This is a genomic window from Neolewinella xylanilytica, assembly GCF_002934605.1.
Classification (GTDB): Bacteria; Bacteroidota; Bacteroidia; order Chitinophagales; family Saprospiraceae; genus Neolewinella; species Neolewinella xylanilytica.
Map to the genome: position 1 here is coordinate 561,637 of NZ_PTJC01000005.1, position 26,016 is coordinate 587,652.

At 57.1% G+C, this 26,016-nt stretch carries 22 protein-coding genes; 4 read left to right on the forward strand and 18 right to left on the reverse strand.

The features are described 5' to 3' along the window. Window positions 1-172 precede the first annotated feature (172 nt). The 4 genes from carA to sucD all read left to right on the forward strand — a co-directional run bounded on the left by carA (window position 173) and on the right by sucD (window position 3,997). Window positions 173-1,282, forward strand: coding sequence for a glutamine-hydrolyzing carbamoyl-phosphate synthase small subunit (carA, locus tag CLV84_RS02250; protein ID WP_104418108.1), 1,110 nt, complete (start codon window positions 173-175; stop codon window positions 1,280-1,282). 74 nt (window positions 1,283-1,356) lie between these two features. Further along, window positions 1,357-2,655 carry a phosphopyruvate hydratase gene (eno, locus tag CLV84_RS02255; protein WP_104418109.1) on the forward strand — a complete coding sequence of 433 codons (1,299 nt, stop codon included), beginning with the start codon at window positions 1,357-1,359 and terminating at the stop codon, window positions 2,653-2,655. Window positions 2,656-2,765: 110 nt separating this feature from the next. Next, window positions 2,766-3,083, forward strand: a complete 318-nt coding sequence (locus CLV84_RS02260; protein ID WP_104418110.1) for a hypothetical protein — start codon at window positions 2,766-2,768, stop codon at window positions 3,081-3,083. 41 nt (window positions 3,084-3,124) lie between these two features. Next, window positions 3,125-3,997: a succinate--CoA ligase subunit alpha gene (sucD, locus tag CLV84_RS02265; protein ID WP_104418111.1), complete on the forward strand. Its 873-nt coding sequence runs from the start codon at window positions 3,125-3,127 to the stop codon at window positions 3,995-3,997. Between the two features lie 160 nt (window positions 3,998-4,157). On the opposite strand, the gene fcl is transcribed toward sucD, so the two are convergent. The 18 genes from fcl to CLV84_RS02355 all read right to left on the reverse strand — a co-directional run bounded on the left by fcl (window position 4,158) and on the right by CLV84_RS02355 (window position 26,008). Continuing rightward, a complete protein-coding gene (gene fcl / locus CLV84_RS02270) occupies window positions 4,158-5,090 on the reverse strand; it encodes a GDP-L-fucose synthase (protein WP_104418112.1) in 933 nt (310 codons plus the stop codon). 21 nt (window positions 5,091-5,111) lie between these two features. Then, a complete protein-coding gene (locus CLV84_RS02275) occupies window positions 5,112-6,428 on the reverse strand; it encodes a UDP-glucose dehydrogenase family protein (protein WP_104418113.1) in 1,317 nt (438 codons plus the stop codon). A gap of 119 nt (window positions 6,429-6,547) precedes the next feature. Next, window positions 6,548-7,507 carry a UDP-glucuronic acid decarboxylase family protein gene (locus CLV84_RS02280; protein ID WP_104418114.1) on the reverse strand — a complete coding sequence of 320 codons (960 nt, stop codon included), beginning with the start codon at window positions 7,505-7,507 and terminating at the stop codon, window positions 6,548-6,550. A gap of 180 nt (window positions 7,508-7,687) precedes the next feature. Continuing rightward, window positions 7,688-9,256 carry a DUF1501 domain-containing protein gene (locus CLV84_RS02285; protein ID WP_104418115.1) on the reverse strand — a complete coding sequence of 523 codons (1,569 nt, stop codon included), beginning with the start codon at window positions 9,254-9,256 and terminating at the stop codon, window positions 7,688-7,690. Between the two features lie 11 nt (window positions 9,257-9,267). Beyond that, window positions 9,268-10,890, reverse strand: a complete 1,623-nt coding sequence (locus CLV84_RS02290; protein ID WP_170067534.1) for a DUF1800 domain-containing protein — start codon at window positions 10,888-10,890, stop codon at window positions 9,268-9,270. A 359-nt stretch (window positions 10,891-11,249) separates the two neighbouring features. Beyond that, window positions 11,250-12,365: a GDP-mannose 4,6-dehydratase gene (gene gmd / locus CLV84_RS02295; protein WP_104418117.1), complete on the reverse strand. Its 1,116-nt coding sequence runs from the start codon at window positions 12,363-12,365 to the stop codon at window positions 11,250-11,252. Between the two features lie 23 nt (window positions 12,366-12,388). Next, the gene (locus tag CLV84_RS02300) at window positions 12,389-13,516 is read right to left on the reverse strand and encodes a glycosyltransferase family 4 protein (RefSeq protein WP_104418118.1); all 1,128 of its coding nucleotides are present in this window, start codon (window positions 13,514-13,516) and stop codon (window positions 12,389-12,391) included. 82 nt (window positions 13,517-13,598) lie between these two features. Continuing rightward, window positions 13,599-15,020 (reverse strand): exopolysaccharide biosynthesis polyprenyl glycosylphosphotransferase, encoded by a 1,422-nt coding sequence (locus CLV84_RS02305; protein ID WP_104418119.1) that lies wholly within the window; start codon window positions 15,018-15,020, stop codon window positions 13,599-13,601. After that, window positions 14,999-16,252: a WcaI family glycosyltransferase gene (locus CLV84_RS02310; protein WP_245911446.1), complete on the reverse strand. Its 1,254-nt coding sequence runs from the start codon at window positions 16,250-16,252 to the stop codon at window positions 14,999-15,001. Before CLV84_RS02310 ends, CLV84_RS02305 begins: the two co-directional genes overlap by 22 nt. Window positions 16,253-16,326: 74 nt before the next feature. Next, window positions 16,327-16,902, reverse strand: coding sequence for a putative colanic acid biosynthesis acetyltransferase (locus tag CLV84_RS02315; protein ID WP_104418121.1), 576 nt, complete (start codon window positions 16,900-16,902; stop codon window positions 16,327-16,329). Further along, complete coding sequence (locus CLV84_RS02320) at window positions 16,902-17,828, reverse strand: glycosyltransferase family 2 protein (protein ID WP_170067535.1); 927 nt, start codon at window positions 17,826-17,828, stop codon at window positions 16,902-16,904. Before CLV84_RS02320 ends, CLV84_RS02315 begins: the two co-directional genes overlap by 1 nt. Beyond that, window positions 17,813-18,955 (reverse strand): glycosyltransferase family 4 protein, encoded by a 1,143-nt coding sequence (locus tag CLV84_RS02325; RefSeq protein WP_104418123.1) that lies wholly within the window; start codon window positions 18,953-18,955, stop codon window positions 17,813-17,815. The genes CLV84_RS02320 and CLV84_RS02325 overlap by 16 nt, the downstream gene beginning before the upstream one ends. Next, window positions 18,952-19,965 (reverse strand): glycosyltransferase family 4 protein, encoded by a 1,014-nt coding sequence (locus tag CLV84_RS02330; protein WP_104418124.1) that lies wholly within the window; start codon window positions 19,963-19,965, stop codon window positions 18,952-18,954. The genes CLV84_RS02325 and CLV84_RS02330 overlap by 4 nt, the downstream gene beginning before the upstream one ends. Continuing rightward, window positions 19,955-21,265 (reverse strand): hypothetical protein, encoded by a 1,311-nt coding sequence (locus CLV84_RS02335; protein WP_104418125.1) that lies wholly within the window; start codon window positions 21,263-21,265, stop codon window positions 19,955-19,957. Before CLV84_RS02335 ends, CLV84_RS02330 begins: the two co-directional genes overlap by 11 nt. After that, window positions 21,258-22,496 carry a glycosyltransferase family 4 protein gene (locus CLV84_RS02340; protein ID WP_104418126.1) on the reverse strand — a complete coding sequence of 413 codons (1,239 nt, stop codon included), beginning with the start codon at window positions 22,494-22,496 and terminating at the stop codon, window positions 21,258-21,260. The genes CLV84_RS02335 and CLV84_RS02340 overlap by 8 nt, the downstream gene beginning before the upstream one ends. 2 nt (window positions 22,497-22,498) lie before the next feature. Beyond that, on the reverse strand, window positions 22,499-23,683 hold the full coding sequence (locus CLV84_RS02345) for a glycosyltransferase family protein (protein WP_146088676.1): 1,185 nt from the start codon (window positions 23,681-23,683) through the stop codon (window positions 22,499-22,501). Between the two features lie 65 nt (window positions 23,684-23,748). Next, complete coding sequence (locus CLV84_RS02350; RefSeq protein ID WP_104418128.1) at window positions 23,749-24,675, reverse strand: hypothetical protein; 927 nt, start codon at window positions 24,673-24,675, stop codon at window positions 23,749-23,751. Window positions 24,676-24,694: 19 nt separating this feature from the next. Beyond that, window positions 24,695-26,008, reverse strand: a complete 1,314-nt coding sequence (locus tag CLV84_RS02355; protein WP_146088677.1) for a lipopolysaccharide biosynthesis protein — start codon at window positions 26,006-26,008, stop codon at window positions 24,695-24,697. Window positions 26,009-26,016: the final 8 nt, after the last annotated feature.

The window sequence follows — 26,016 nt, forward strand, 5'->3', positions numbered from 1 at the left end:
TCAAGTTAAGCAACCTGTGGGAGTCGCCGGGGCGAACGGACCGGGAAGCGCGGATATGTCCGGCGGATTCCGCCAACCGTCCGCCACCATTTTTCGGGCGGAAAACGCTTCCCATGACCCGGACGCGACATTTGTCTATCTTTGCGCGAACTACGTACAAGCCCGTCAAACTATGAGCGAACAACGCGCGATTCTGCTGCTGGCAGACGGAACCACTTACGAAGGCAAAGCGGCCGGAAAGATTGGCACGACCATCGGCGAAATTTGCTTCAACACCGGCATGACGGGGTATCAGGAAATTTTTACCGACCCCAGCTATTACGGTCAGATTCTCGTGGCCACCAACGCCCACATCGGGAATTACGGCACGAAAGACACGGACGTTGAATCCGACACCGTCAAGATCGCCGGACTGATCTGTAAAAATTTCACCGTACCCTACAGCCGCCAGCAGGCGCAAGCTTCCATCCAGGATTACTTTGAAAAGGAAGGCGTCGTTGGCATCAGCGACGTCGATACGCGGGCGATCGTCCGCCACATCCGGAGCAAGGGGGCCATGAACGCCATTATCTCCAGCGAGAATTTTGACCTGAAGGACCTCAAGCGGCAGCTCGACGCGGCCCCCAATATGGAAGGGCTCGAACTGAGCAGCCACGTAACTACCAAGGAAGCCTACACCATGGGCGACCCCGCCGCACCGATCAAGGTGGCCGTACTCGACCTGGGAACGAAAAAGAACATCCTCCGGAACTTCGTGAGCCGCGATTGCTACGTAAAGGTATTTCCGGCCCGCGCCACGATGGCGGAGATCGACGCCTTCGGAGCCGACGGCCTTTTCATCAGTAACGGCCCCGGCGATCCGGGCGCCATGGATTACGCGGTAGATACCGCCAAAGCCATGCTCGCCGAAGACAAGCCCATGTTCGGTATTTGCCTCGGCCACCAGATTCTGGCGCGCGCCGTGGGAATCCCCACGTACAAGATGCACCACGGCCACCGGGGCATCAACCATCCGGTCCACAATTTACTGACCGGGAAAAGCGAGATCACCAGTCAGAACCATGGCTTCGGCGTTAGCCCGGAGGCGATCGAACAGAATCTGGACATTGTGGAAATTACCCACCGAAACCTCAACGACGACACCATCGAGGGCATCCGGGTGGTCGGCAAACCGGCCTTCAGCGTGCAGTATCACCCCGAAGCGAGCCCCGGTCCCCACGATGCCGCTTACCTCTTCGGCCAGTTCGTAGATCTCATTAAGGAGCGACTGAAGCAAGGGTAACGTTCCTTGCATCGCCCAGCCATTGTTGCTCCCGCGCTCCGGCGCCCACAAAAAAACTAAAATCAGCACCAACTATGAGTAGTATCCTTGACATTCGCGCCCGCCAGATTTTGGACAGTCGCGGCAACCCCACCGTAGAAGTGGAAGTGGTCACCGCGGAAGGGGCCATCGGCCGTGCGGCCGTACCGAGCGGCGCCAGTACCGGTAAATACGAGGCCGTGGAACTGCGCGACGAAGACAAAAACGTCTACCTCGGGAAGGGCGTGCTGAAGGCCGTAGATAACGTCGAGGAAAAGATCGCCGAGGAACTGCTCGGCGTCGAGGTTACGGATCAGCGCTACATCGACGAGTCGATGATCGACCTGGACGGCACCGACAACAAGAGCAAACTGGGTGCGAATGCCATTCTTGGCGTGAGCCTCGCCTGCGCCAAAGCGGCCGCACTGGAGCTGAATATGCCCCTCTACCGCTACATCGGCGGCGTCAACGCCCACACGATGCCCGTACCGATGATGAACATCCTCAACGGCGGCAGCCACGCGGACAACAGCATCGATTTTCAGGAATTCATGATCATTCCCCTGGGCGCCGATACCTTCAGCGACGCGTTACGCATGGGCGTAGAAACCTTTCACCACCTGAAGAAGGTGTTGAGCAGCAAGGGCTACAGCACCAACGTAGGCGACGAGGGCGGTTTTGCCCCGAACATCAAAAGCAACGAGGAAGCCATCGAGATCGTGCTGAAGTCCATCGAAGCCGCCGGCTACAAGCCCGGAGAGGAGATCATGATCGCCATGGACGCGGCCGCTTCCGAGTTCTACGACAGCGAAAAGGGCGTGTACCGCTTCCACAAGTCCGACGGACGCGAGATCGAAAGCGCCGGCATGGTCGACTACTGGAAAGGCTGGGTGGATAAGTACCCGATCTTCAGCATCGAGGACGGGCTCGACGAAGACGACTGGAGCGCCTGGTCGGCCCTCAACAGCGCGATCGGCAACCGCTGCCAGCTCGTGGGTGACGACCTCTTCGTAACGAACACCCAGCGCCTTGGCCGGGGTATCAAGGAACGTAGCGCCAACAGCATCCTGATCAAGGTCAACCAGATCGGCTCGCTGACCGAAACGATCGATGCCGTCAGCATGGCCCACCGCGCCGGCTACACCAGCGTCATGAGCCACCGCAGCGGCGAGACCGAAGACACGACCATCGCCGACCTGGCCGTTGCCCTCAACACCGGACAGATCAAAACAGGCTCCGCCAGCCGCTCCGACCGGGTCGCGAAGTACAACCAGCTGCTGCGCATCGAGGAAGAACTAGCCGAAACGGCTTACTTCCCCGGACGGGACCTGCTGCGTAAACTCGGCCGCGGATAGGAAGCAGTAGCGGATAGCGATAGCGAATAGCATAAACCACACGCTATTCGCTATCGCCTACCGCCTATTTCCTAAACCCCTATCTTCACCCGACAACGATCCACCCGCCGATGGCAACCCGTAAATCGAAAAATCCGCTCGCCCCTTATTGGAACCTGATACCCGGGTACCTGCGTAACCGGTATTTCGTCACGCTGCTGTTGTTCCTGCTGCTGATGATCTTTTTCGATCGGCATGACGTGGGGACCCAATTTCGCCTGCACGCCACCGTGGACCGGCTGGAGGAAGACCTGCAGCGCTACGATCGGCTGACGGCCGAAGCGGAAGCTGAAAAGCTGGACATGGAGATGAACCGCGAGCGATTCGCGCGGGAAAACTACTATATGCAGCAGGACGATGAAGATGTCTTCATCATCGTAGATAAATAAGGTCGCGATCGGATCTAACCAAAAACCTTTTAAAATTTAAGATGGCAGTTCTAGTCACTAAAGATTCCAACGTAATCGTACAGGGCATCACCGGTAAGGAAGGCAGCTTCCACGCCGAGCAGATGATCGAATACGGTACCAACGTAGTAGGTGGGGTAACCCCCGGCAAGGGTGGGCAAACCCACCTCGACCGGCCCGTATTTAACACCGTTGCGGATGCGGTCAAGGAAGCCGGCGCCGACGTGTCCGTAATCTTCGTTCCACCCCCCTTCGCCGCCGACGCGATCATGGAAGCCGCCAATGCGGGCATCAAGGTCATCATCTGCATCACCGAAGGAATCCCGGTACAGGATATGGTCAAGGTACGGTCCTACATCAACGACTACGATACCCGCCTCATCGGACCCAACTGCCCCGGCGTGATCACGCCCGGTCAGGCGAAGTGCGGCATTATGCCCGGATTTATCCACAATCCCGGTAAGATCGGCATCGTAAGCCGCTCCGGCACCCTGACGTACGAGGCGGTCGACCAGGTCACGAAGGCCGGCATGGGGCAGAGCACCTGTATCGGAATCGGCGGTGACCCCATCATCGGAACCACGACGAAAGACGCCGTCGAGCTGCTCATGAACGACCCCGACACCGAAGGGATCATCATGATCGGAGAGATCGGCGGTACCATGGAAGCGGACGCCGCCCGCTACATCAAGGAGCACGGCACCAAGCCCGTAGTAGGCTTCATCGCCGGGCAAACCGCCCCGAAGGGACGCACGATGGGCCACGCCGGTGCCATCGTCGGCGGTCACGAAGACACCGCCGAGGCCAAGATGAAGATTATGGAAGAGTGTGGGCTGCACGTAGTGAAGAGCCCCGCCGATATCGGTACCACGATGCTCAAGGCCCTCGGCCGGTAACACGCTGTCTCCAATGGTGCGGTAAAATGCGGCCTCCGGCCGCGCAGTAAAAAGCGGTTTCCAACCGCGGCAGTAAAAAGCGGCCTCCGGCCGCGAAAAAAAAGGGGATCACGACAACGTCGTGATCCCCTTTACTTTTGCGAGCAAATCCCGGAAAGGGCTAATACCAATCCTGGTCCTCCAGGTTAGCATAAACGCGCTCGATTCCCTCCTTTAGCCCGATATCGTGCGACCAGCCCATACTATGCAGCTTGTCGACGTTCATCAACTTGCGGGGCGTACCGTCCGGCTTGGACAGGTCGTGGGTAATTTCGCCTTCGTAGCCAACGACCTCCTTGATCGTTTGCGCGAGGGATAGAATACTCAGGTCTTCACCCGTACCGACGTTCACGAAGCCGTAATCGCTGAATTCCTGCATTAGGAAAACGCAGGCGTCGGCCAGGTCGTCGGCGTGCAGGAACTCTCGCTTCGGCGATCCGGTACCCCACATCACTACCTCCGGCTTGTTCTCTTTTTTGGCCTCGTGGAACTTCCGGATCAGGGCGGGTAGCACGTGGCTGCTCTGCAGATCGTAGTTGTCGTTGGGGCCGTAGAGGTTAGTCGGCATAACGGAGATGAAATCACAGCCGTACTGCGAGCGGTAAGCGTCGCAGAGCTTGATGCCGGTGATTTTGGCGATGGCGTAGGGTTCGTTGGTTTCCTCCAGCGGGCCGGTCAGCAGCGCATCTTCCGTCAGGGGCTGGGGGGCCATCTTCGGGTAGATACAGGATGAACCCAGGAACTGGAGCTTCGTAACGCCGTGCACGCGGGCGGCCTCGATGACGTTGGCCTCGATCAGGAGGTTGTCGTAGAGAAACTCCCCGCGGTAGGTATTATTCGCCAGTATCCCACCCACTTTCGCGGCGGCCAGGAATACGTACTCCGGTTGCTCGGTGGCAAAGAACTCCGCTACCGCCGCCTGATTGCGCAGGTCGAGTTCGCGGCTGGTGCGGGTTACGATATTATCGTAACCCGCCCGTTCCAGTCGCCGCACGATGGCGGAGCCGACCATTCCACGATGGCCGGCGACGTAAATCTTATTGTTGGGAGACATTCTTTGCTGGTTATTGCGGAATTAGACTTCCACCGCCTGACGGCCGATGCTGTCGTAATGGAATCCGTTTTCCCGCATGCGATCCGTATCGTACAGGTTGCGACCGTCGAAGATGATGGGCTCCTTGAGCAGCTCCTTCATTTTATCGTAATCCGGAGTCCGGAACACGGCCCACTCGGTAACGATGGCGAGGGCATCGGAGCCTTCCAGTGCCTGGTACTGATCTTCACAGAAGGTCACCTTATCGCCGTAGATGGAGCGAACGTGTTCGGTGGCTTCGGGGTCGAATGCACGAATCTTGGCACCGGCCTCGAGCAGGCGATCGATGGTGTACAGCGCGGGAGCTTCGCGGATGTCGTCGGTATTTGGCTTGAAGGCCAGTCCCCACAAAGCAATGGTCTTATTGCCCAGATCGTCGCCGAAGTGGGCTTCCAGCTTCTCCGCGATGCGGAACCGTTGCTTGGTATTGACGTCCATCACCGCGTTCAGAATGCGGAACTGGTAGTCATGCTGACCAGCCGTGTGGGCGAGCGCCTGCACGTCCTTTGGGAAGCAGGAACCGCCGTACCCCACTCCGGGAAAGAGGAAGCGTTTGCCGATGCGGGAATCGCTGCCCATACCGCGGCGAACGGCATCCACGTCGGCGCCGGCCTTTTCGCACAGGTTGGCGATCTCGTTCATGAAGGAAATCCGGGTAGCGAGGTAGGAGTTGGCGGCGTACTTGGTCATCTCGGCGGAGCGTACGTCCATGAAGATGATGGGGTTACCGCTGCGGACGAAGGGTTCGTAGAGCCGGCGAAGTTTCTCTTCGGCCTTGGCGCTATCGGTACCGATGACCACGCGATCGGGCTTGAGGAAATCATCGACGGCCACCCCTTCCCGAAGGAATTCGGGGTTGGAAACCACGTCGAACAGGCTTTCGTCCAGGTTTTCGGCCAGGGCGGCGTGTACTCGCTCGGCCGTACCTACGGGTACCGTACTCTTGTCGATGACCACCGTATACTTGGTGATAATCGTGGAAAGATCCTTGGCTACGCCCAGGATATATTTCAGGTCGGCGGAGCCGTCTTCGCCCGGGGGGGTAGGGAGTGCGAGGAAGATGATCTCGGAAGCGTCCACGGCCTCCTTCAAGTTGGTAGTGAATTTCAGGCGGCCCTGGCGCTGGTTGCGCTCGAAGAGCACGTCGAGGTCCGGCTCGTAAATGGGAACTTCGCCGCGCTGCATCCGCTCCACTTTCTTGGAGTCGATGTCAACGCAAATTACGTCGTTGCCGGTTTCGGCAAAACAGGTTCCGGTTACGAGTCCAACGTACCCGGTGCCTACTACTGCAATTTTCATAGTGTAAGGTCTAAAGTGATCAATTGATCGGGGTTATAAGGATTTTGGGCGGCGGCGCGCGGGTGATACGCTTCATCAGGAAGCAGAAGCCGTTGGCTACCTACCCGAAACGAATTTGGTTAGCTTTTTTGGGCGTCGGCGCGGGCTACCGCTTCCCGGAAGTAGGGGAGGGTCCGGCGAAGGCCTTCGTCGCGGCTGACTTTGGGCGACCAGTCCAGTATCTTCCTGGCCAGGGTGATATCGGGCTGCCGCACCTTGGGGTCGTCAACGGGCAGGGGGCGGCGGTCCAGGTAGGCTTGGTCGTTACCTACCAGTTCCATGATTTCTTCGGCAAACTGCATGATGGTAGTTTCGTCCTGGTTCCCGATGTTAACGGGCTGGGCGTAATCACTCATCAGGAGGCGATAGATACCTTCCACGAGGTCGTCGACGTAACAGAAGGAACGCGTCTGGCTGCCGTCTCCGAATACGGTAAGGCCCTGACCGCGGATTGCCTGGCTGAAGAAAGCGGGCAGTACGCGACCGTCGTTGAGGCGCATCCGGGGGCCATAGGTATTGAAGATGCGCACGATGCGGGTCTCCACGCCGTGGAAGGTGTGGTAGGCCATGGTCATGGCTTCCTGGAAACGCTTGGCTTCGTCGTACACGCCACGGGGGCCAACGGGGTTAACGTTGCCCCAGTAGTTTTCCTGTTGGGGGTGCTCCAGCGGATCACCGTATACCTCGCTCGTGGAAGCAATAAGCATCCGGGCGTTCTTAGCCTTGGCGAGGCCGAGGAGGTTATGCGTACCCAGGCTACCTACTTTGAGGGTCTGGATGGGCATTTTGAGATAGTCGATCGGGCTAGCCGGGCTGGCGAAGTGGAGAATGTAGTCGAGATCTCCCGGAACGTGGACGAATTTGCTCACGTCGTGATAGTAGAATTCGAATTCTTTCCGGGGCATGAGATGGGCAATGTTGTCCATCGATCCCGTAATCAGGTTGTCCATGCCCACAACGTGGAATCCTTCGGCAATAAACCGATCGGAAAGATGGGAACCCAAAAAGCCGGCGGCTCCGGTGATTAAAACTTTACGCATTAGGGGTGCTATTATAGTGTGTAAGCGGTAGAAACCGCTGGAAATTTTTAGTTAACAGTTCTGGTTGCACAAAGGTGGGGTAAAAAAGAAAACCAGGGGAGCGAAACGCTCCCCTGGCAAAGGTAACTTTGTAAGTGGTTGTCTTAATGGCTTATATGCTGTTGTCCGCTATTGGAGCAATTATTCAAATAGAATCTTGCGGGTGAGGCTGCTTCCCGTGTCGGTAGCCATCCGGAGTACGTATATGCCGGAGGGCAAGCGACTGGGTCGGTTAAAGAGCAACAGCTCCTGCCTTCCGGTAACTTTAATTTCATTCACCAGTACCAGCCGGCCGGCTCCGTCGAAGAGCGAGTAGCGCATGGAGCCCGGTTTGGGGCTTTCCAGGGTGATGCGCACCTCTTCACGGGCGGGGTTCGGGAAGATCTGACCGATAAACCAGCCGTCATCCGTGGTTTCGCCGGCGCTGGCGCTGTTCAGCTTATCGTTACAGGTGTCGGCTACCGGTACGTACTGGAAGTCTTCGTGGAGGAGGTCCCGTACCTGGGAGGGCATCACGTTGAACCAGTCGACCAGGATGGAGCCGTATACGTCGCGGAAGTCGAACTGCATGGGCACGCCATCGGACTGACCGACGTCCTTGTGTACTTCCACGTTCTTGCCCAGTACGCCACCGTTGATGCAGCTTCCGAATAGGAACATGGGACCGGCGTCACCGTGGTCCGTTCCCATGCTGGCGTTGGGGCGGATACGCCGGCCGAACTCACTGAAAGTCAGGCCCATCACCCGCTCTTCGAGGCCTTGGGCCCGCAGGTCGCGCTGGAAATCGCCGATGGCACTGCTGAGCTCCCGCAGGAGGTGTGCGTGCTTACCATTGGTCGTGTCGTTGAGCACCTGCTGCGCGTGGGTATCGAAGCCGCTCATGTAAACGGTATAGACTTTGGTCTTCAGACCGCCCGCGATCATTCGGGCAACTTTCTGAAGCTGGGAGGCCAGGTGGTTGCCGGCCGAAGCGTATTCCACGGCGTTCTTTCCCTTGCGGGCCGCCTTTTCGATCACCTGGTTGTAGGCGTTGGTCTGGGTCATCGTCGTCCGGATGAATTCCAGTTCGTTACCGTAGCGGTCGTCCGGCAGACTCATCGTCATCAGCTCATTGAGCTGTTGGGTATTGGTGGGGTTAAGAACGGTCTGGGCCAGGTTGCCGGCGTGGCCTTCGCAGGTGGAGTGGGACACGTCGCCGATGGAAATAGCGGGAGGGTCAGGCTGTCCGGTCGTAGGGTAACCCACCGGGAACCCGGGGTACTGGGTTTCCAGGTATCGGCCGATCCATCCGGTAGGCTCGAAAACCTCGGAAGACGATCCGGAGGTCCAGATGTCCGTTGACCGAAAGTGGCTGCGTACCGGATTGGGATAACCGACGCTCTGCACGACCTTTAGGCGGTCATCCTTGAACAGGCTCTGCATGTCGGTCATCGAGGGATGGAGGGCCACCTTATCCGTCAGTTTGAGCACCTTACTCTCGTCGATGGTAAACTGCTTCCGTACGGAATGTAGGGTGTCGTACTGGTCGATCGGGATAACCGTATTCAGGCCATCGTTGCCGCCGAAGAGGTGAATAATCACCAGTACCCGGTCGGAATCGGGAGCGATAAGATTCGTAAAGCGGTTCACACCACCACGGGCACCCGTGATTGGCATAAGCGCAGGAATGGTAAGCGCCGCGGCGCCTTGGAGGAAATTTCTTCTTTTCATGAGATCTTGGATTATTGGAGTTGAAATTCAGCCATGCCGAAGAACTTCTCGAAGAAGTCATACAGCCGGTCTTCGATGGGGCGCACGTAGGAATTGTTGTTCGGGTGAGCCAGGTAACCAGTCATTTCGGTCGACCATACCATCTCGGAAGATCCCTGAAGAAGCCAGGATTTAAGTTTTAAGAACTGCTGATCGCTAATCGCGCGCGGCAGGAAAATCAAGATGAACTCTTTCACCACCTCGTTGATGTCGTGGGGATTGGAGAAGCTCTTCATGAACGTGTGCAGGTCCAAAGGCAGGAGGTTATTGTCGACGCTGAAGTTGCGTCCGGTAACCTTCTTGACTACCCAGTACCGCTGTTGCATCAAGGCCGGGCTGATCCAGTGGCGGTGATATTGCGGACCGTCGTAGTAGGCCTTCCAGCCGGAAATCGTCGGTGGCTGTTGGAAGTCGAGCTGGAGCGAATGACAGTCACCCGAGTAGTTCTCGCCCATCTCGTAGCGGAAGCGCAGGTCGATCCAGTCCAGGTGTTTGTACTCATTGAAGGGCCGTAGGCAACTCATGAGTAAGTCGATCGGATTTTTGATCACGCATCCACGCAAGGTGGACTGGTAAAAGAATTCCGAGCCGAACAGCTCCCGCAGGACGGGCCTGATTTCGTAGTTGTTAGCCAGGAGGGTCTGGGCCAGCGGCCGGATGACGTCATTTTCTATCTCATCGGTGATGGTATAGTCTACGAAGTACCGGTACAACCTCCGACAGAAATGCAGGGCGGTATTTTCACTCTTCAGGAGAATATTGATGACGACCTTGTACTCGTCAGCACCGCCATTGCGAATTACCTGGTTGCCGAAGTGGTAGCTCAACTGCTTGTCACCCGTGTCATGGCGGCTAGCTTCGAATTTGGCGGCAACCGGAATCTCCTGGTCACTAAACCGGAAATCGAGGTTGACCCATCCGGTAAGTGCCCGGGCCAGGGAGACAACGTCCTTCTCGGTGAAGGTGCTGTAGTCGCCTTTCGCAATGAGCTCCCCCTTACCTACGGTAAAGAGCTCCATGAGCTCCCGGGCGTAGTTCTCGTTCGGGTTATCCTTATGGTTGAGCGCACCATCGAGGCAGGAAAGCATCTGGGGTTCCACAGTAATCCGCTCCAGCATCGTGCGGAAGTTACCGAGCGCCAGGTCTTGATAAAGCTTGACATACTCGTAAACGGACCGCGCATCGCCATGCTCACCGTGAACCGCGAAGAAATTGATCCAGAAAAAGACCATCCGATCCCGGATGGTGGTCTTCTCCTCGAGCAACATGGTATTGTAGAACCAGGAACGGAAGGAAAGATTGCGATACTTTGAGCCACCGATGTAGGGCGTATTCACCCAGGTTTTGCCCAGCTTGACGGCCGGATCGTGGCCCTCGCGGTATTTGACGGGGGGGGCGGGTACCTCGTAGTCGCCCAGAACAATGTCCAGGGTCTTTTCAAGGCCATCTTTTACGGCTTTGTTGATCTCGTCAATACGAGGACCATACGTGGTACGCCGGAGCAGGTGGGCGGCTGTTTCGCGATCCCACGGGCCGGAATACCGGGGCATGGATGCGACAGCAGCGGGAGACTGTGTAATAGACTGGTCAGACAAATCACGGGTATTTTAAGACAAGGAACAATCAGGTGAGGCCCGTACAGCTTACGCCGTAAGGATCTAATCAAGAGTGTCATGCAAATTGGAATACCGTGATTAAGGCAACGTCACAGCTTAGTGTGTCTCGAAGCGGCAGCAAAACTAAAGGTGAATTGGTGAACGTGCAAACTATTCGCTCGCAAATTCAAAAACTCGGGTGTTTTAACATAAACAAACCGTGCACGATGGACCCCGGAAACGAGCTTCCGGGGCGTCCCTGCCGCAGGAGCTTCATCGGCATTTGTATGGTTAACCCGAAAAGGGTGGTGCTTATTTTTGAACCGGCCGAACTTTTTACTTTCAATCGGTATGCCGGCCTATTCGTACTGGTTGCGGATCTCGAAACCTTCGCGTTTCAACAGTTGATCCCGGCGGAAAAGCTCTACGTCGGCCCGAACCATCTCGGAACACATCGCGGCCAGGTCGTACTTGTGCTTCCAACCTAATTTGGTTTGTGCTTTGGTAGGGTCGCCGAGCAGCAGCTCCACTTCCGTTGGACGGAAATACCGTGGATCGACCGATACCACCGTGGTACCTACCGCCAGGGGGAAATTCGCATCCTGTACGGCAGCTACGACACCGACTTCATCGACGCCTTCTCCGCGGAACTCGAGCTCAACCCCCACTTCGCGGAAGGACATCCGGACGAAGTCGCGTACCCGCGTAGTAACGCCGGTCGCCAGGACGAAATCTTCCGGTTCGTCGTGTTGAAGAATGCGCCACATTCCCTCAACGTAGTCGCGGGCGTGGCCCCAGTCACGTTGCGCATCCAGGTTGCCGAGGTACAACTGGTCCTGAAGACCGAGGGAAATCTTCGCTACCGCCCGGGTGATTTTGCGGGTCACGAAGGTCTCTCCCCGTAGCGGACTCTCGTGGTTGAACAGAATACCGTTACAGGCAAACATCCCGTATGCCTCCCGGTAGTTCACCGTGATCCAGTACGCGTACATTTTGGCAACGGCGTAGGGCGAACGGGGATAGAAGGGCGTTTTTTCCGATTGGGGGACCTCCTGTACAAGACCGTACAGCTCGGAAGTGGAAGCCTGGTAGAATCGGGTTTTTTCCGTAAGCCCCAGCAGCCGGATGGCTTCCAACAACCGCAGCGTACCGATACCATCGGCATCGGCCGCGTATTCCGGCATGTCGAAACTTACCTTCACATGGCTCATGGCCGCCAGGTTGTAGATCTCGTCTGGCTGTATTTCCTGGACGATACGGACCAGGTTAGTGGAATCGGTGAGGTCACCGTAGTGCAGGATCAGGTTCCGGTCGGAAACGTGCGGATCCTGGTAGAGGTGATCGATGCGATCGGTGTTGAATTGCGAGGCACGACGCTTGATACCGTGGACTTCGTATCCTTTGCTGAGCAAAAGCTCGGTAAGATAAGCTCCATCCTGGCCGGTGACGCCGGTGATAAGGGCAACTTTAGACATAAAAGGTTTCTTCAGGGTGTAAATCAGTTCTTCGCGAGGAGGCGGTCGAACAGGGAAATGTATTGGTCAATTAAGTCGTCTTCACTGAACGCACGAAGCCGTACCTCAGCATTTTTGCGGTGTGTTTTCTGCAGGTCCTCATCTTCTACCAGTCGCTGCATGGCATCGGCCAGTGCTGCGCTGTCGTTGTTTGGAAAAGTCAGACCGGCATCGGCCACGATCTCGGAGAGGGCTCCGTCTCGCGAAACAATCACATTTTTGCCCGCGGCCAGGATTTCCGAAGCGGCACCGCCAAACGGTTCCTCCCAAGTGGAGGGGAGCACCGCGATCTTGCAGGCTTTCATCTGATCGACCAATGCCTGTTTGGTAAGCATCCCGGTGAAGGTCACGAAGGCGTTTTGGACGGCGCTATGTACCATTTTTTCCAGGCGCGGACGTTCCGGTCCGTCTCCGATGATACAAAGGCGGTAGCGGTTATCGGAACGCTCCTGAACCGTCGTAAAGGCGTCGATGAGTAAATTTACGCCCTTCTCCGTAACCAACCGGCCCAGGAAGAAGAAATCATAATCGTATACTCCGCTTTCGTTGCGGCCACCAACGAATTTGGAAATGGGGAACGGGTTATGGATACGTACCTGGTTCGGCAGGGGGTGGCGACGCTTCATCCAGTCCGATATGGCGATGTTGGCGGCGACGAACCGTTTGGCAAAGGTTCTTAGCGCGGCAACCTTTACGATCCCCCGCAACGTGGCGGGTAGCTTACCGTTTTTCAGGTGGAAAAGGAAGGAGGGAAAGGGCCGGAGTGGCGCGATCTTGCCGTCGTACCAGCCCGCTCCATCGATACAGGCGACCTGGTAGCCCGTATGCCGCATGACCATCGGCTTACCGGTTAACATGGCGTAAGGTGCGGCGTATAAGCTGGCCCCGTTGGAAAAGATCAGGTCGGTTTGCTTCGCCAAGCGGTAAAATTCACGGAAGGAGGGCTGCCGAACTATGCGGTAGTCCTCGTCGTCCGTTCCCGCGTAGGGTATCGGCGTGACCAGCGTGACCTCGTGCCCCCGCTCGGTGAAGTGGACGGCAAAGTTGTTCGCAAGGGTTTCCATACCTCCCACCATCGGTTTAAAAACCGGGGTGGAGATCAGTATCTTCATAGGATAGGGTTGTACGGGAGCACCCGTGCTGAGTCCAGCACGGGTGCGATTTTAAGTAGGTAGTAGAGCACGTAAGAATGCGCTACAGTGCGTTCTCTTCCCCCTTGATGAAGGCATTGTAGGCGGTCATAATGACGCAGCGAATATCCATCAGGATAGACCAGTTCTCCAGGTACCACACATCGTATTCTACCCGCTTTTCCATTTTCCATACCTCGTCGGTCGGGCCACGGTAACCGTTGATCTGGGCCAGGCCGGTAACGCCGGGCTTCACCTTGTGGCGGATCATAAACTTGTCGATCAGGCGGGAATACTCCTCCGTGTGCTTCAGCATGTGGGGGCGGGGTCCTACCACGGACATCTCTCCGGTAAATACGTTGATGAATTGGGGGAATTCGTCGAGGCTGGTTTTCCGCAGGAAGGCACCGACCTTGGTAATGCGATCGTCACCCTTCGTGGCCTGCTTTTCGTCCGAACGTTCGTTAATCCGCATCGACCGGAATTTCCACATCCGGAAAACATTGTTGAGGTAGCCGGTACGTTCCTGGCGGAAGAAAATGGGCCCCGGATCTTCCAGGTAAATGGCGATCGCAACGATGGGCATCAGGATCGGGAAGATGAACAGGATCACCAGCGAACTGACTACCAGGTCGAATACCCGCTTCATGATCTTGTTCCGCAGGGAGGTAAGGGGCTCCTCCTTCAGCGTCAGCATGCTGAGGTCACCGAGCTGCTGGCTTTTGTACGTACGCGGGAACAGTGTGGTTTCCCGGGGAGCCACTTCCACGTCGATGAACTGCATTTCGCAGATTCGCATGATCTCCTTCTCCTGTTCAAGGGTGAGGTCGCTGTAGAAAAAGATCAGCTTGTCGATATTCGGCTGTCCTTCCAGGTACGCTTTCAGGTCGAGGTAGCCACCAATGTTGTTAACGTTGGCGTGAGGGGTATTGCCGAAGCGCCCCACCAATTCCGCGCTTCCGGGAAAGCAATAATCGAAGGCCTTGAACAGCTGCTGGAGGTTTTCCGCTTTACCGCCAACAATGACGTATCGGAATTTCTCGAAGGGGCTTTCCTCCCGTAACCGGTGAAATACCCGGCCCGTGGAAACGAGCACCAGCGCCAGGCCGTGGGCGAGGAGGATGAACGGCGTATGGGGTGCCTCCCGCAGTACGTTGTAATAGAACAGGGAGGTGAAGGCTAGTAAGAAGACGAGGATCTTGAAAACCTTCGAGAGCTGCTGCTCCATTCTTACCCGCTCGTACCATCGGTAAGCGTTGAAGTAAACGCATAACCAACCCCACGCAATGTTGACGAACACGACCAGTGCGAAGTTCCGTCCCGTAATCGCGGAACTATAGTCGAAAACCCCATAGGTAATCAAGCTCGCCAGAAAAAACGAAAGGTTGATAAGAATAAAGTCCGTCGCTATCAAGTCATAGCGGTGCGGCGTCGACCGCATGACCCGCGTATGCGGAGCAGCGGCTAACTGGGATGAGAGTTCCATGAATTGTGTTGTTTAGTGTTCAATGCCAAAATCTGTCGAAAATCCAAAAGAATATTCTGCTTATTTAATCTTTGCGCGGCAAAGGTGAGGGCTCCGCTGGCCTCGTCGGCCCGCTGGCCGGCTAATATTTCTCGCAACCCTACTTCCAGGGCATCTACGTCTTCGGGAGCTACTAAGGTTCCCAGTCGGTGCTCAATTACTTGATCGTACAAAGTTGTTCCTTGTTCGGCTGTAATTAATGCATGTCCGCCGACGGCCAGTATGTTGGTCAGTTTGGAGGGCATAACCAGATCCGCCGCCGCTTTCTTCTGCAGCACGAGATGAACGTCCGCGGCGGCAAGGGTGGAAGCCAGTTCCGAAAGGGGCTGTAGCGGTTTGAAACTCAGGTTAGGCAAATTCCGCTCCCGGGCTTCGGCCACGAGGCGCGCTTTCGCGCCCCCTTCCCCAATAATAAGGAAGTTTAACCTGGGTACGTCACGCATTCGATCGGCTAGCTCGATAATATTTTCCAATCCTTGCTTTTCGCCCAGGTTACCGGCGTATAGTATAAGTCGATCGTCGTCGGCAATGTTCCATTTGCTGCGGGCCGATTGGGCACGCGCTACCGGAAAAACCAAGTCGCCGTCTACCCAATTAGGGAAAAGGACGATCTCGGCGGCGGGGATGCCCTTTCGGGAAACCCGGTTCAACATTCCCTGGCTGATGGTGGACACCTTCGAAACCCGGCGGAGGAGCCACGCCTCGGCCCGCTCGAGGAAACGGAGCAACCCCTGCTGTTTGATGATTCCCAGGTCTCGGGCCGCATCCACCTGCAGGTCCTGAATGTGGTACACCACGGGCGTACCCTTCAGCCATTTATGAATGATAGCGGGAAACCCGAGGTGAAAGGGTGGGCTGATGCAGATGATCTGATCGTAACTACGGAAATAGCGGGGGATCCAGTAGCGCATCGAACTGATGACGAAGCTAAACTCGTGCAGGATGCGGCGCAGCCCCGTAACCACTTTGGGTACGTAAAGCGGACAACGGTGAACCGTCACGCCCTCGAGTTCCTCGGTGTGAAAACCCCGGTCATAACCCTCCTTGATTTGCCACTGCGGGTAGTACGGCGGTGCCGTAATGACCTCCACATCGTCGCCGGCGGCGGCAAAGAAAGCCGCCATTTCGCCGGTGTACTTCCCGATGCCAGTCAGTTCCGGGGCGTAGTTTATGCCGTAAATCAGTATTCTCACGTCGTTCAAGCGCCCGGAATATACCGGATCGTTTTTTGTAAGCCAGCCAAACGGGCTCGGTTGGGGTTATGGTTTCAATACGCTACCGGGGAAGCACCGGCCTTTCTGTCTTTGATCACTCTAGCCGGAGAACCCATGCAAATTTTTCCGGCCGGCAAATCTTTAAAAACGGACGATCTGGCACCAACTAGTGTTCCCCGACCGATCCGTACTCCCGGAGCAACGTAAACGTCCGTGGCGATCCAACACTCCGGCTCTATAATAATAGGCTTGCTGAAAATGGTAAAGTCGATCGCCTTCGGGTCGTGGCTACCGGTGCAAAGATAAGTCTTTTGGGAGACTACCACGTCGTTTCCAATCTCAATGGGGCCCAGGCTGTACAGCACCACGTCGTCACCGATCCAGGCGTGGTCGCCGATGGACACCTTCCACGGAAACTGGGTGCGCACCGTAGGACGGATGATGGCGCCCCGCCCCACGCTGGCTCCGAATTGCCGGAGCAGCCACCGACGCCATCCGTACAAAAACTGAGGAGAGGGGCGAAAGAGCAAGGCCTCTACGATCCACCAAAGCTGCACGTACCAGCCCGGCCGGCCCCGGAAGTCATCCGGGAGGCGAAAGATCTCCAGGTTTTGGTATTGGGACTGCATCAAACCGTGGTAGTTTCCCGGTTGAGGAATACGCTGACGTCGAGGTTGTATTTTTCCTTCACCACTACCTCCAGCGGGCGAGATTCCATCTCCCGTTTGATTTCAAAGATCGTGGAATCCACGAGAAATCGGAACCAGAATCCCTGTAAAAAATGGAAGATCAGCCCCTCTTTTCCGTCCAGAAAGCCCAGCTTGATGATGTAGCGGTGGAACAGGTAGAGGAAGCTGCGTAGAAACAGCGGCGAGCGTTGGAACACCCGGCTCTTTAACCAGCGTTTCCTTTCGATGGGGTTACCCAGCAACCGGGCATTCACTTCCCCCGTCTCTTTTTCCGACAGAATGGACTCCACGGCCTCGAAAACGGCCCACCGGGCGTGGGATACCGTAAAGTCCCGCAGGCTACTCATTACCCCGTCCTCCAGATCGGCTCCCTTGGCCGCGAGCTCCGTCGTGCCGTCGACCACGAAATGCTGGTCGTATACTTTGTTCTCGCAGTGGCCAAGGTGTTTCCGGTAAAGGCGGAGGTGATAGATCGGGTGGTAGCCACCGTACTTGATCCACCGGCCCAGGAATACCGCCCGGCGGGCGAACATGTATCCGTCCACGCCCGGGCGATTGGGATCGAAAGACTCGTTTATCCAGGCGACCATTCCCGGAGTGAGGGTTTCCCCGGCGTCCAGGTGCAGCACCCACTCCCCGCCGAACGGGGTGTTCTGCTGGGCCCAGTTTCGCTGGGCCGCGTAATTTTTGAACGGATGCTGGACGTACCGTATCCCCCGTTCTTCCAAGATGCTCAGGGTGCGGTCCGTGGAATACGAATCGACCACGAAAATCGGAGCCTTCACCCCCTGGAGGGAGTCCAAGCAGTTGGCGATGTTGGCCTCCTCGTTAAAGGTTAGAATAACGACGGTTAGTGCGGGTTCCATGCTAGGATCTTTTGGTACGCTTCCTCCCATTCCGAAACGTTGGCGTGAATACTAAATTCCTCCCGCGCAAGACGGTAAGCGTTCTCATTCATCTGGCTGAGCTCCTCGGCGGGCAGGGCGAGGATGCGGTCGATGACGGTTTCCAGGCTTTCGGGGTCGTTCGGGATCCAATAACCGGCGTGATGCTCCTCCAGGATCTTCCAGGGCGTTCCGGTCGACGCTACCGCCGGCGTACCCTGTGCCAACCCCTCCATCACCACGATCCCGAAATTCTCCGTGTGGGAAGGCATGAAGGTAAACCAAGCGGCGGCCAGTAACTCTTCTTTTTCCCGGCCGTCACGGTGCCCGAGGAACCGGATTTTCTGGCTTAGCCCCATGGATTCTACCTTGTCGACCAGCATGCGGCCGTAGTCGTTGTAGTAATCCCCCACGATCTTCAGCGTAAACTCGCTGGCCAGGAACGGCTTGGACCGGCCCAGGGCCTCGATCAGGTTTTCAATCGCCTTCTTCGGGTCGATGCGGCCGATGAACATGAAATACTTTTCCTTGCTGGTTTCAATCCGCTTCGGCAGCTCCATGTAATTCGGGATTTGAATCACCTTGGAATCGGCACCGAAATTATTTCGGATGTATTCCGTCTCCGCATCGCAGGTGGAATGAAACCACAGCAAGTCTTTGTCAACGAACTTGTTGATCAGGGAGATAACCGCTTTTTTCTTTTGCGGCGAGCGCAGGAGCATGGGTGGATCCAAATCACCGCGCGAGGACCACAACATCGGTTTTCGGTAAAACTTGCTGTTGATCACCGCCATCAAAAAGGAGGCGGGATAGGTGATCATCGACAGGTGTAGCACGTCGGCCTCCCGAATCCGCTTCATCGCTCGGCGAATTACGCCGAGGGGAAGGTAGTGGATGGGATTGCGGGTGTAGATTACCCGGCCGTAGTCCGTATCCAGCCACTGGCCACGCGGCATGGGCAGCGCTTGCCCCCGGTCGGTGGACGCTATGATCGGCTGGTGCCCCCGGCGCGTAAGGGCCTTGGTGATCCAGTAGACCGTATTGTCGGGTCCGCCGGTTTGGGCCGGGTAAAAGCTACCCGTGGGGAAAAGGATCGTAAGTTTCTTCAAAGTATGGTTTCGTATAGATCGATGTACTGCGCGGCAATGGCATCGATGTGGTACGTTTGCGCGTTCTGCAGACCGCGGTTGATGAGTGTATTCCGGTACGCATCGTCGTTTAGGACGCGCAGGATACCGGCCCGAATGGAGGAAACGTCTTCCGGGTCCACCAGTTCGGCACCGCCGGCGCCGGCTACCTCCCGGTGGGGGGAAAGGTTGCTGGTAACGACTGCGCGCCCGGTCATTTGTGCTTCCAGTATGGGTATTCCGAATCCTTCGTAAGTCGAGGCGAAAACAAGGAGGTCGCAATCCACGTAACGTTGTCGGACTTCCTCGTCGGTCAGGCCGGCGGCAAAGTGGTAGTCGATTCCTTGATCTTCCAGCTGGCGAATGTCTTCCGCGCCGGGCTGGCCGATAATGTCCAGTCGGCAGGGTATGCCGTGTAACGCGGCCGCCAATCGACCTATGTTCTTGTTTTCCTTAACGCCAACCTGCAGCAGGGTAGGGTAGGCTCGGTGGAAGGCTTTCGGGCGGTGCTCGAACATCGGGTCCACGAAATTGGGAATGACGTGGATGTTGTCCGACGAACAATTGGTCAGCTCCAGTAATTCCCGGCGGGTCTTTTCCGAGATCACGGTGACGGCTTCGGCCTTCCGGGCGGGCCATTCGAAGATCACCCAGCGGTAAAACCAGTAGCGGGGGTGCCACTTCGGGTACCGCAGCAGGGGATTGCAATCGTGAAAGGTGATCACCCGGGGGCCCGGCATTCCGAGAATGATGGAGGTGACGTCGCCGGTGACGTGATTAATGGCCGGAACGGATTGGGATAAGCCCTGCACCTGCGCCCGCGCCCAATCCCTGTTCTGTCGCACCGCGCCCAGCCGGTTGTTGTACTGGGGAAGCTCCAGGCGGTTTACCTCCAGGCCGCGCGATTCGAAAGCCAGCGCGAGGCGGTCGAAGAGGCGCTCGATGCTAAACGCGGTAGGGTAGCGCTTGCGGTAGAAAAGATTAAGCTGCATCCGGGCTATCGTCGTTGAGGCTGGCAATGATCAATCCACCGGCCAGGATGGAAAAACCGTGGGAAGTAGGCTGGCTCCAGCCACCGAGAACGATCTTCAGGAAGCCGAAGCTCAGTAACATAAAGGGCAGCGGGTTACTGCGCATGACGGCCACCACGCTGGCGATCAGCAGGTGGATGGCCAGTACGGCGCGAAGCAGTACCGCCATGATACCCAGGATAGGGCCCATTTCGCCCACCATCCGCGTCCATTCTCCCTCACCGAGCAAGAATGCTTTCCCTCCCGTCAGTAGGGTAGCGCCCACGTTGGTTCCCATGCCCAGCCCCGCTCCGTACCAGGGTAGGTGATCGTTGTCGGTGAACGCACGGAGTAACCCGCCGAGGAAACGGTCGGAAATGCTACTGTCTATCCCCCCCTCGACCCGGCTGGCGGCTTCGAAGCGGGTAGTTAGGACCAGGAGCGCGGTTTGAAAAAACTCGAGGGTAGCCAGGAGCATGAACACCACCGGAGCTATGAATACCGCTAACCCGAGGTTGCGAATTCCCCTTGCGCTCCGCAGACTCACGATAACGAAGAAGAGCAAACATATCGCGACCTGCACGAGGTACGTCCGGCTGATGGAAAGGGGGATGGCCGCCACCGCGCCGGCCGTGCCGGCGATTAAGGGTAGCCGGCCGATGCGGTCCGTCCGCGCCAGAAAGTAGAACAGATAAGCTACGGCCAGGGAAAAGTAGGTTACGTTGCCGTTGGTGAATGAAAAGGTACCGGACGGGCGCATGTATCCCAACGCGCCGGGAAAGCCGGCTCCCTCCATATCGCCCCCGACCCCGCGGTTGATCCACGCCGATTGGGGGCTGAAAAACTGCAGGCCGATGATCAACGCCATCAGGGGGAGTAAATAGACAGTATACCGGCCGATTTTTTCCACGTGACTGCGGGCCAGCACGTTCCCCATGATAAAAATCAGGAAGAAATGCAGCAGGAGGGTGCGCAAACCAAAGATGGCCACCAACAAGTTTTGGTGGCCTAACCCCAGGGTGAGCAGGAAGGAGGCAATGCCCAGGCTCAGTAAGGAGAGGGTATAGAAGTTGAGCAGTCGATAACCCGCCGACAGGTAGGTGAGGATGATCAGCACGACCAGGGGATCCCGAACGATCGTAAGCGGGTTGGATAAAAAGGGTAGGAACCACTTACGGAGAGCTCCCTCGAAGAAGAGCAGAAAAATGTATAAATAGATCAGCCTGCGGGTAAGCCGGTCGGCTCCCTGCCTGTATTCGGTGATGTGGTCTACCTCAGGCATACCTGGTTACCTGTTGTGCGACGGAGGTGGCCAGCTCGTAGCCATATTTAGACCAGGGGCGCCCGGCGGCTGTCCGCACGGCTGCCCGGCCGAGCTCGGCTACCGTCTGTGGCCGCACCAGTAATTCTTCCAGTAGTTCCGAGATGGCTTCCGCGGAGCCCGCCGGAACGACGTAGCCATCCTGCCCCTGGGTGATCAGGTCGGGGCCGGCGGTGCGCTCGGTGGTGATTACCGGGGTGCCCTGCGACATAGCCTCGGTAATGACCAGCCCGAACCCCTCGAAGTGAGAAGGAAAGAGCAGCACGTCGTGTTGTTGCATCGTCCGGAGAATTTCCCGGTGTGGAAGACTCTCAATGTACCGATGTTTCGCCAGGTATTCGTTCAACGGTGGGCAGGCTTCTTCCGGGAGCCTCCCGATGACGGTCAGTTCGATCCGCTTACCGAAGGGAGCGATGGCCTGAAACATTTCCAGTAAACCTTTCCGCTGGGATAGCCCCCCCACGAACAACAATCGCAGGGGTCTGCCCTGAGCATTCTCGTATTTACGGTTGGTTACCGGCGTGGGGAAGCCGTAGGGGATGACCGACACCGGAGGAAGCTGTTCGGGATAGTCTTCCAGGGTCTTGGCGGTAAAGCTACTCGCCACGTAGATATGATCGGCCAGCGCGATTTCGCGGTCTTTGCGGGCCAGCTTTTCTTCCGAATCCTGCATCCCCTTGATGGTCATGGCCCAGTCCGGATGATCGGTAGCTACCTGCCCGAGTAGCTTTCTCGATGCTCGCCAGTATCCGATCGGCAAATCGTAGAGGGTGGACAGGCCGAGTTGCTTAGCCACCTCGAAGGAATAGGCCGCACCGTCTTCGTAGGCGTAAATGGCCTGCGTCCGTTTACGGCGGAGGCGGTTGGCCACGCGCTTATCCAGGCTGCGGTAGATCGCATCGACGCTCAGCGGGCCGGTTTCGTGGCGGGTCAGGCGCTTCAGGCCCAGGCGGGTAGCCAGCAGCCGACCCAATTCGAGCCACGGAAAAAGGTGGGTGTGGATTTCCAGGGCCGGGGAGTAAGCGCGCCGGTTAAAGTCGTTGAAGGGGCCGATTTGGCCTAGCTTGTCGAAGGTGTTCCCCGGAAAGGTGGCGATGGCGGTGTAGAAACACTCCAGCAAACCGGCGGCTTCTAAGCCGTCGAGTGCGGCGCGGAGGTTGGCGTTACCGGTGGGGTGGGAGACGGTTACCATACTTATTCCGACTTTGTAGATCGCTCCGCCACCCGGCTGACCCGGGGTACTTCGAGCTTGAGGTCATCCATAAAGCGATCGGTTATCTTTTGCAGGTTTTCAAAGATGGGCGCGCCTTCGTTGAGGGCGGCTTTCGCCCGCCCCACCGCTACCGCGTCGAAGTGCTCCATGACCAGCTCGTTCAGCGCGGCCTGGAAAAAGGGGGCGCGGTCCAGTTTGACAATGGGCGAAATAACCGGTAAGCCATGCTCCAAAAAGGCGGCAACCGTTCCACTCTTGCCGAGGCTGTGCCGGGGGATGGGGGAAATGGCCAGGTCGCAGGTGGCCAGCCAGGCGGATACCCCCTCCGGACTGAGGTACCCTACCGGCAAAACGGTAGCCGCGGGTACCGCCGATTCAATCGAGTCCGCAGCGGCGCTCACCTTGGCCTTGCCTCCACCGAGCAGCGCAACCTCCAGCGTCCGGCCGTTTTCCGTACACCAGGCCGCGGCATCCCGTACTACCCGCAGCACGGGGGGCGGGGTTTCCATGCGGCTGAAGAACGCTATCCGGTAGGCATTCGACGACCTTTGGGTGATTTCCCCGATCACACCGTCCATTCGGCCGATATTGGCGAAAAGGGGCAGCGGCCGTACGTCGAGTCCGTGGCTGGCAAGTTCTTCCTGGTTAAAGGGTATGTGGGCGTGGATCACCCCGGGATGCAGGGTGCGGCATATCCGCAAGGTGACCCACTGCTGGAGGAGGCCCGTGAGCCGCCCCTTTACGTCCCTCGCCGGCAGGTTCCGCAGCCAGAGTTCGTGAAACATGATTTCCACTTTGGCCAAACCGACGATCTTGCGGAGGGTCGCTGCAAAACGCCAGGGAATGCCACTGTCTGCGAAAGAATAGGGCACGTACTGGAGACTGATCCATTCGGGGCCTGCCTCCTTAATTTTTTCCAGCATCAGGGTGGCGCGGGCCGGTTCACCCACGGTGGCCGGAATGCGCAGGGTGGGCACGCCCGATCCCTGGTCGTACTGGACTTCGTCGAGGAGTTCGGTTACGGCATCGTCGTGGGTGGCTACCAGGTGCACTACAACGCCCCGTCTTTGAAGACTACCGGCGAGCCTGCGGGCATAATCACCTACGCCGTCCCGACCGGGTTCGGCCGATCCGCACAAAAACAAAACGGAGGAGGTAGCTTTCAATAGGGTGTGGGTTGATGACGCAGTGCCGAATAGGTCACCGCCGGGAGCAAAATTCGGTGAGCCAATTAGAGGCGGTGGTAAAAGCGGCCGAGCCAGCGGAGTGCCCGGCTGTATTTCAGCGTCCGGTTTGCCTTGGCAACGGGCAAGGGTTGTAGCGCGGTGCCGTTGACATGGCGCCAGAACTGGATGTCGGCCTGCCGGGGTGCCCGGCCCTGAAGAAAGTCCTTTCCAAAATCGCGCTTCCAGGGCTTTGCACCGATGGGATGGAACATCAGTTGCATCCCGTTAATGAAACTCATTGCCTCCGGTCCGATGACGGACAGGGGAACCTCCGTGATCATCATGGCCAGGTTGAAGGAATCCTGATTGGTGCTCTGAACCATGGCCGTGCGATCAAAAACACGAAACTGCTTCATGTCTCCGCTCTTTGGCGCCAGGATCGAAAACGCCCGGTTCCAATCCGCTATAAACGGCTTCTGCTCCTGCGTCCACGCCAAAAACCCACTATTGTAGAAGCCGTGAATCTGGTTACGGACGGTCAGGCCGTTGGCTTCGGCGAGTTTCGCCCACTTGAGCCGGATCGGGTGGGTAGGGTCGAAAAGGAAGTTTACATCACCACAGATGCCGATTCCCTCCGCTACCCATTCTCCGAAGAAGGACATGCGGGTATTGATGATGATATCCGAGTCGAAGAAAAAATATTCGGTAGCATCCGGAGCCAGCACGTCGCTGACGTGGGCGAACCACTTTGGTTTTTCGTGAACCATGTGTTTGCTGCCGCTGAGCTCGACCAGTTCTACCGGGAGCCCCTCGGGGGTCGTAAACTCTCGGCCGTGGTTGGAAACCCGCAGTGGGGGAAGCCACTCCGGAAGCTCCCCCCGGTAACCTACGATGACCTTGTCCACGTACGTACCGTAGTGAACAACGGAGTTCAGCAAAGCGGCAAACCCGAGGAAATAATCACGCTCCGCAAGCGTCGTCAGAATCTTCATAAGTGTGGGGTGGTAAACTTTATGGTAGTGGTTGCTCGTCGGTGGACCACTCGATTTTGACCAGGGTCCGGTAAAGGAAATCAATAAAGCGGTAAGCCAGATTGATCAGCGAACCGTAAATGGAAAACATGATCACACCGGCCAGCGAGCTGTAGTCCACTACAAAGGCGAGTAAAATGACCTGACTGGCGATCGTCGTCCCGATAAATAGGTACGGATTGGGGATAACCCCGCGGGACGTGGAGAGGTTGTGTGCGGTGCCGCTGAGCAAAGACAGGCAACTGCTGATGGTCATCAGGAATACTTCGTACTCCAGGTCGGCGTACTTGTCTCCCAATATCCACAGGAATTCGTCCGGGAAGAGGTAGACGCCACCTACGATCACCGAGCACAAGATCGCGACGAGGGCCAGTATCTGGAAGAACCGGCTAATCACTAACCGCTTTTTAGAAGCAAGTCGGGCGTACCGGGGCGTAATCAGGGTATCCACGACCATCTTTACCAGGGTCAGGATGACCATGAGCCGGCCGATAGCGCCTAGGTTGGCGATGCTTTCGGTACTGCCGAAAATGGCAACGAGCCATACGGTGATCTGCCCGCTTATGCAGTAGTAGATGCTTCCTGGCAGGATCCGTTTGACGGTTCCCATAATCTGGGCCCGATATCCCGGATCGCTGTCCGCTTTCCAATCGGCCTTACTAAGGGACAACTTGCGTAGTTGCAGGTTTCCCATCACCTGGCTGGCTCCCGTAGCGAGGATAGCTATTCCGGCGAAGGGAAAGAAGAACACGAAGGGTATCGTGAGCAGTACCCGCGAAATGTTGATGCCGACGTTGATCTTGAGCAGATCGTTGACATCTTGGTGCAGTTTCGGCACTACCTGTAGCAAAGAGCCGGAAAGGGCCGCCCAGAAAGTGGGCGTAAGGCACAGAATCAGCAGCACGGAGTGCCACCAGATCATGCCTTGTTGCTGCAGGAGGAAAAAGAGAATGGGCAGGGATACCAGCAGGCTGCCGATGGCGAACTGCCGGCGCATGTGCATGCCGGTGGCCAAAATCTTACCGAGTTCCTCCCGGCTCTTCCATTTCTTCCCGCCCAGCGACATCACGCCGGTGGAGATGCCTCCGTCGGCGAGTACGGTCATCGTACCGAGCATGGTATTCGCCAGGGTATAGTAAGCGTACTGCTCGGACGACAGTATTCGGATGATGAAGATGCCGCAGATGAAACCCGTAGCCTGGATCAGCAACTGCGCACCCCCGGTGACCCCCAGGAGTTTTCCCCACTTGAACAGCCTCGGCGACGCTGCCGCCAGCTTATCTAATCGTTGCAATGCGGTTG

What these genes read in the sequence shown, in the direction of transcription:
- carA (WP_104418108.1), top strand. Translation starts at nt 173, where the DNA reads ATGAGCGAACAACGCGCGATTCTGCTGCTGGCAGACGGAACCACTTAC.
- eno (WP_104418109.1), top strand. Translation starts at nt 1,357, where the DNA reads ATGAGTAGTATCCTTGACATTCGCGCCCGCCAGATTTTGGACAGTCGC.
- CLV84_RS02260 (WP_104418110.1), top strand. Translation starts at nt 2,766, where the DNA reads ATGGCAACCCGTAAATCGAAAAATCCGCTCGCCCCTTATTGGAACCTG.
- sucD (WP_104418111.1), top strand. Translation starts at nt 3,125, where the DNA reads ATGGCAGTTCTAGTCACTAAAGATTCCAACGTAATCGTACAGGGCATC.
- fcl (WP_104418112.1), bottom strand. Translation starts at nt 5,090, where the DNA reads ATGTCTCCCAACAATAAGATTTACGTCGCCGGCCATCGTGGAATGGTC.
- CLV84_RS02275 (WP_104418113.1), bottom strand. Translation starts at nt 6,428, where the DNA reads ATGAAAATTGCAGTAGTAGGCACCGGGTACGTTGGACTCGTAACCGGA.
- CLV84_RS02280 (WP_104418114.1), bottom strand. Translation starts at nt 7,507, where the DNA reads ATGCGTAAAGTTTTAATCACCGGAGCCGCCGGCTTTTTGGGTTCCCAT.
- CLV84_RS02285 (WP_104418115.1), bottom strand. Translation starts at nt 9,256, where the DNA reads ATGAAAAGAAGAAATTTCCTCCAAGGCGCCGCGGCGCTTACCATTCCT.
- gmd (WP_104418117.1), bottom strand. Translation starts at nt 12,365, where the DNA reads ATGTCTAAAGTTGCCCTTATCACCGGCGTCACCGGCCAGGATGGAGCT.
- CLV84_RS02300 (WP_104418118.1), bottom strand. Translation starts at nt 13,516, where the DNA reads ATGAAGATACTGATCTCCACCCCGGTTTTTAAACCGATGGTGGGAGGT.
- CLV84_RS02305 (WP_104418119.1), bottom strand. Translation starts at nt 15,020, where the DNA reads ATGGAACTCTCATCCCAGTTAGCCGCTGCTCCGCATACGCGGGTCATG.
- CLV84_RS02315 (WP_104418121.1), bottom strand. Translation starts at nt 16,902, where the DNA reads ATGCAGTCCCAATACCAAAACCTGGAGATCTTTCGCCTCCCGGATGAC.
- CLV84_RS02320 (WP_170067535.1), bottom strand. Translation starts at nt 17,828, where the DNA reads ATGGAACCCGCACTAACCGTCGTTATTCTAACCTTTAACGAGGAGGCC.
- CLV84_RS02330 (WP_104418124.1), bottom strand. Translation starts at nt 19,965, where the DNA reads ATGCAGCTTAATCTTTTCTACCGCAAGCGCTACCCTACCGCGTTTAGC.
- CLV84_RS02335 (WP_104418125.1), bottom strand. Translation starts at nt 21,265, where the DNA reads ATGCCTGAGGTAGACCACATCACCGAATACAGGCAGGGAGCCGACCGG.
- CLV84_RS02340 (WP_104418126.1), bottom strand. Translation starts at nt 22,496, where the DNA reads ATGGTAACCGTCTCCCACCCCACCGGTAACGCCAACCTCCGCGCCGCA.
- CLV84_RS02350 (WP_104418128.1), bottom strand. Translation starts at nt 24,675, where the DNA reads ATGAAGATTCTGACGACGCTTGCGGAGCGTGATTATTTCCTCGGGTTT.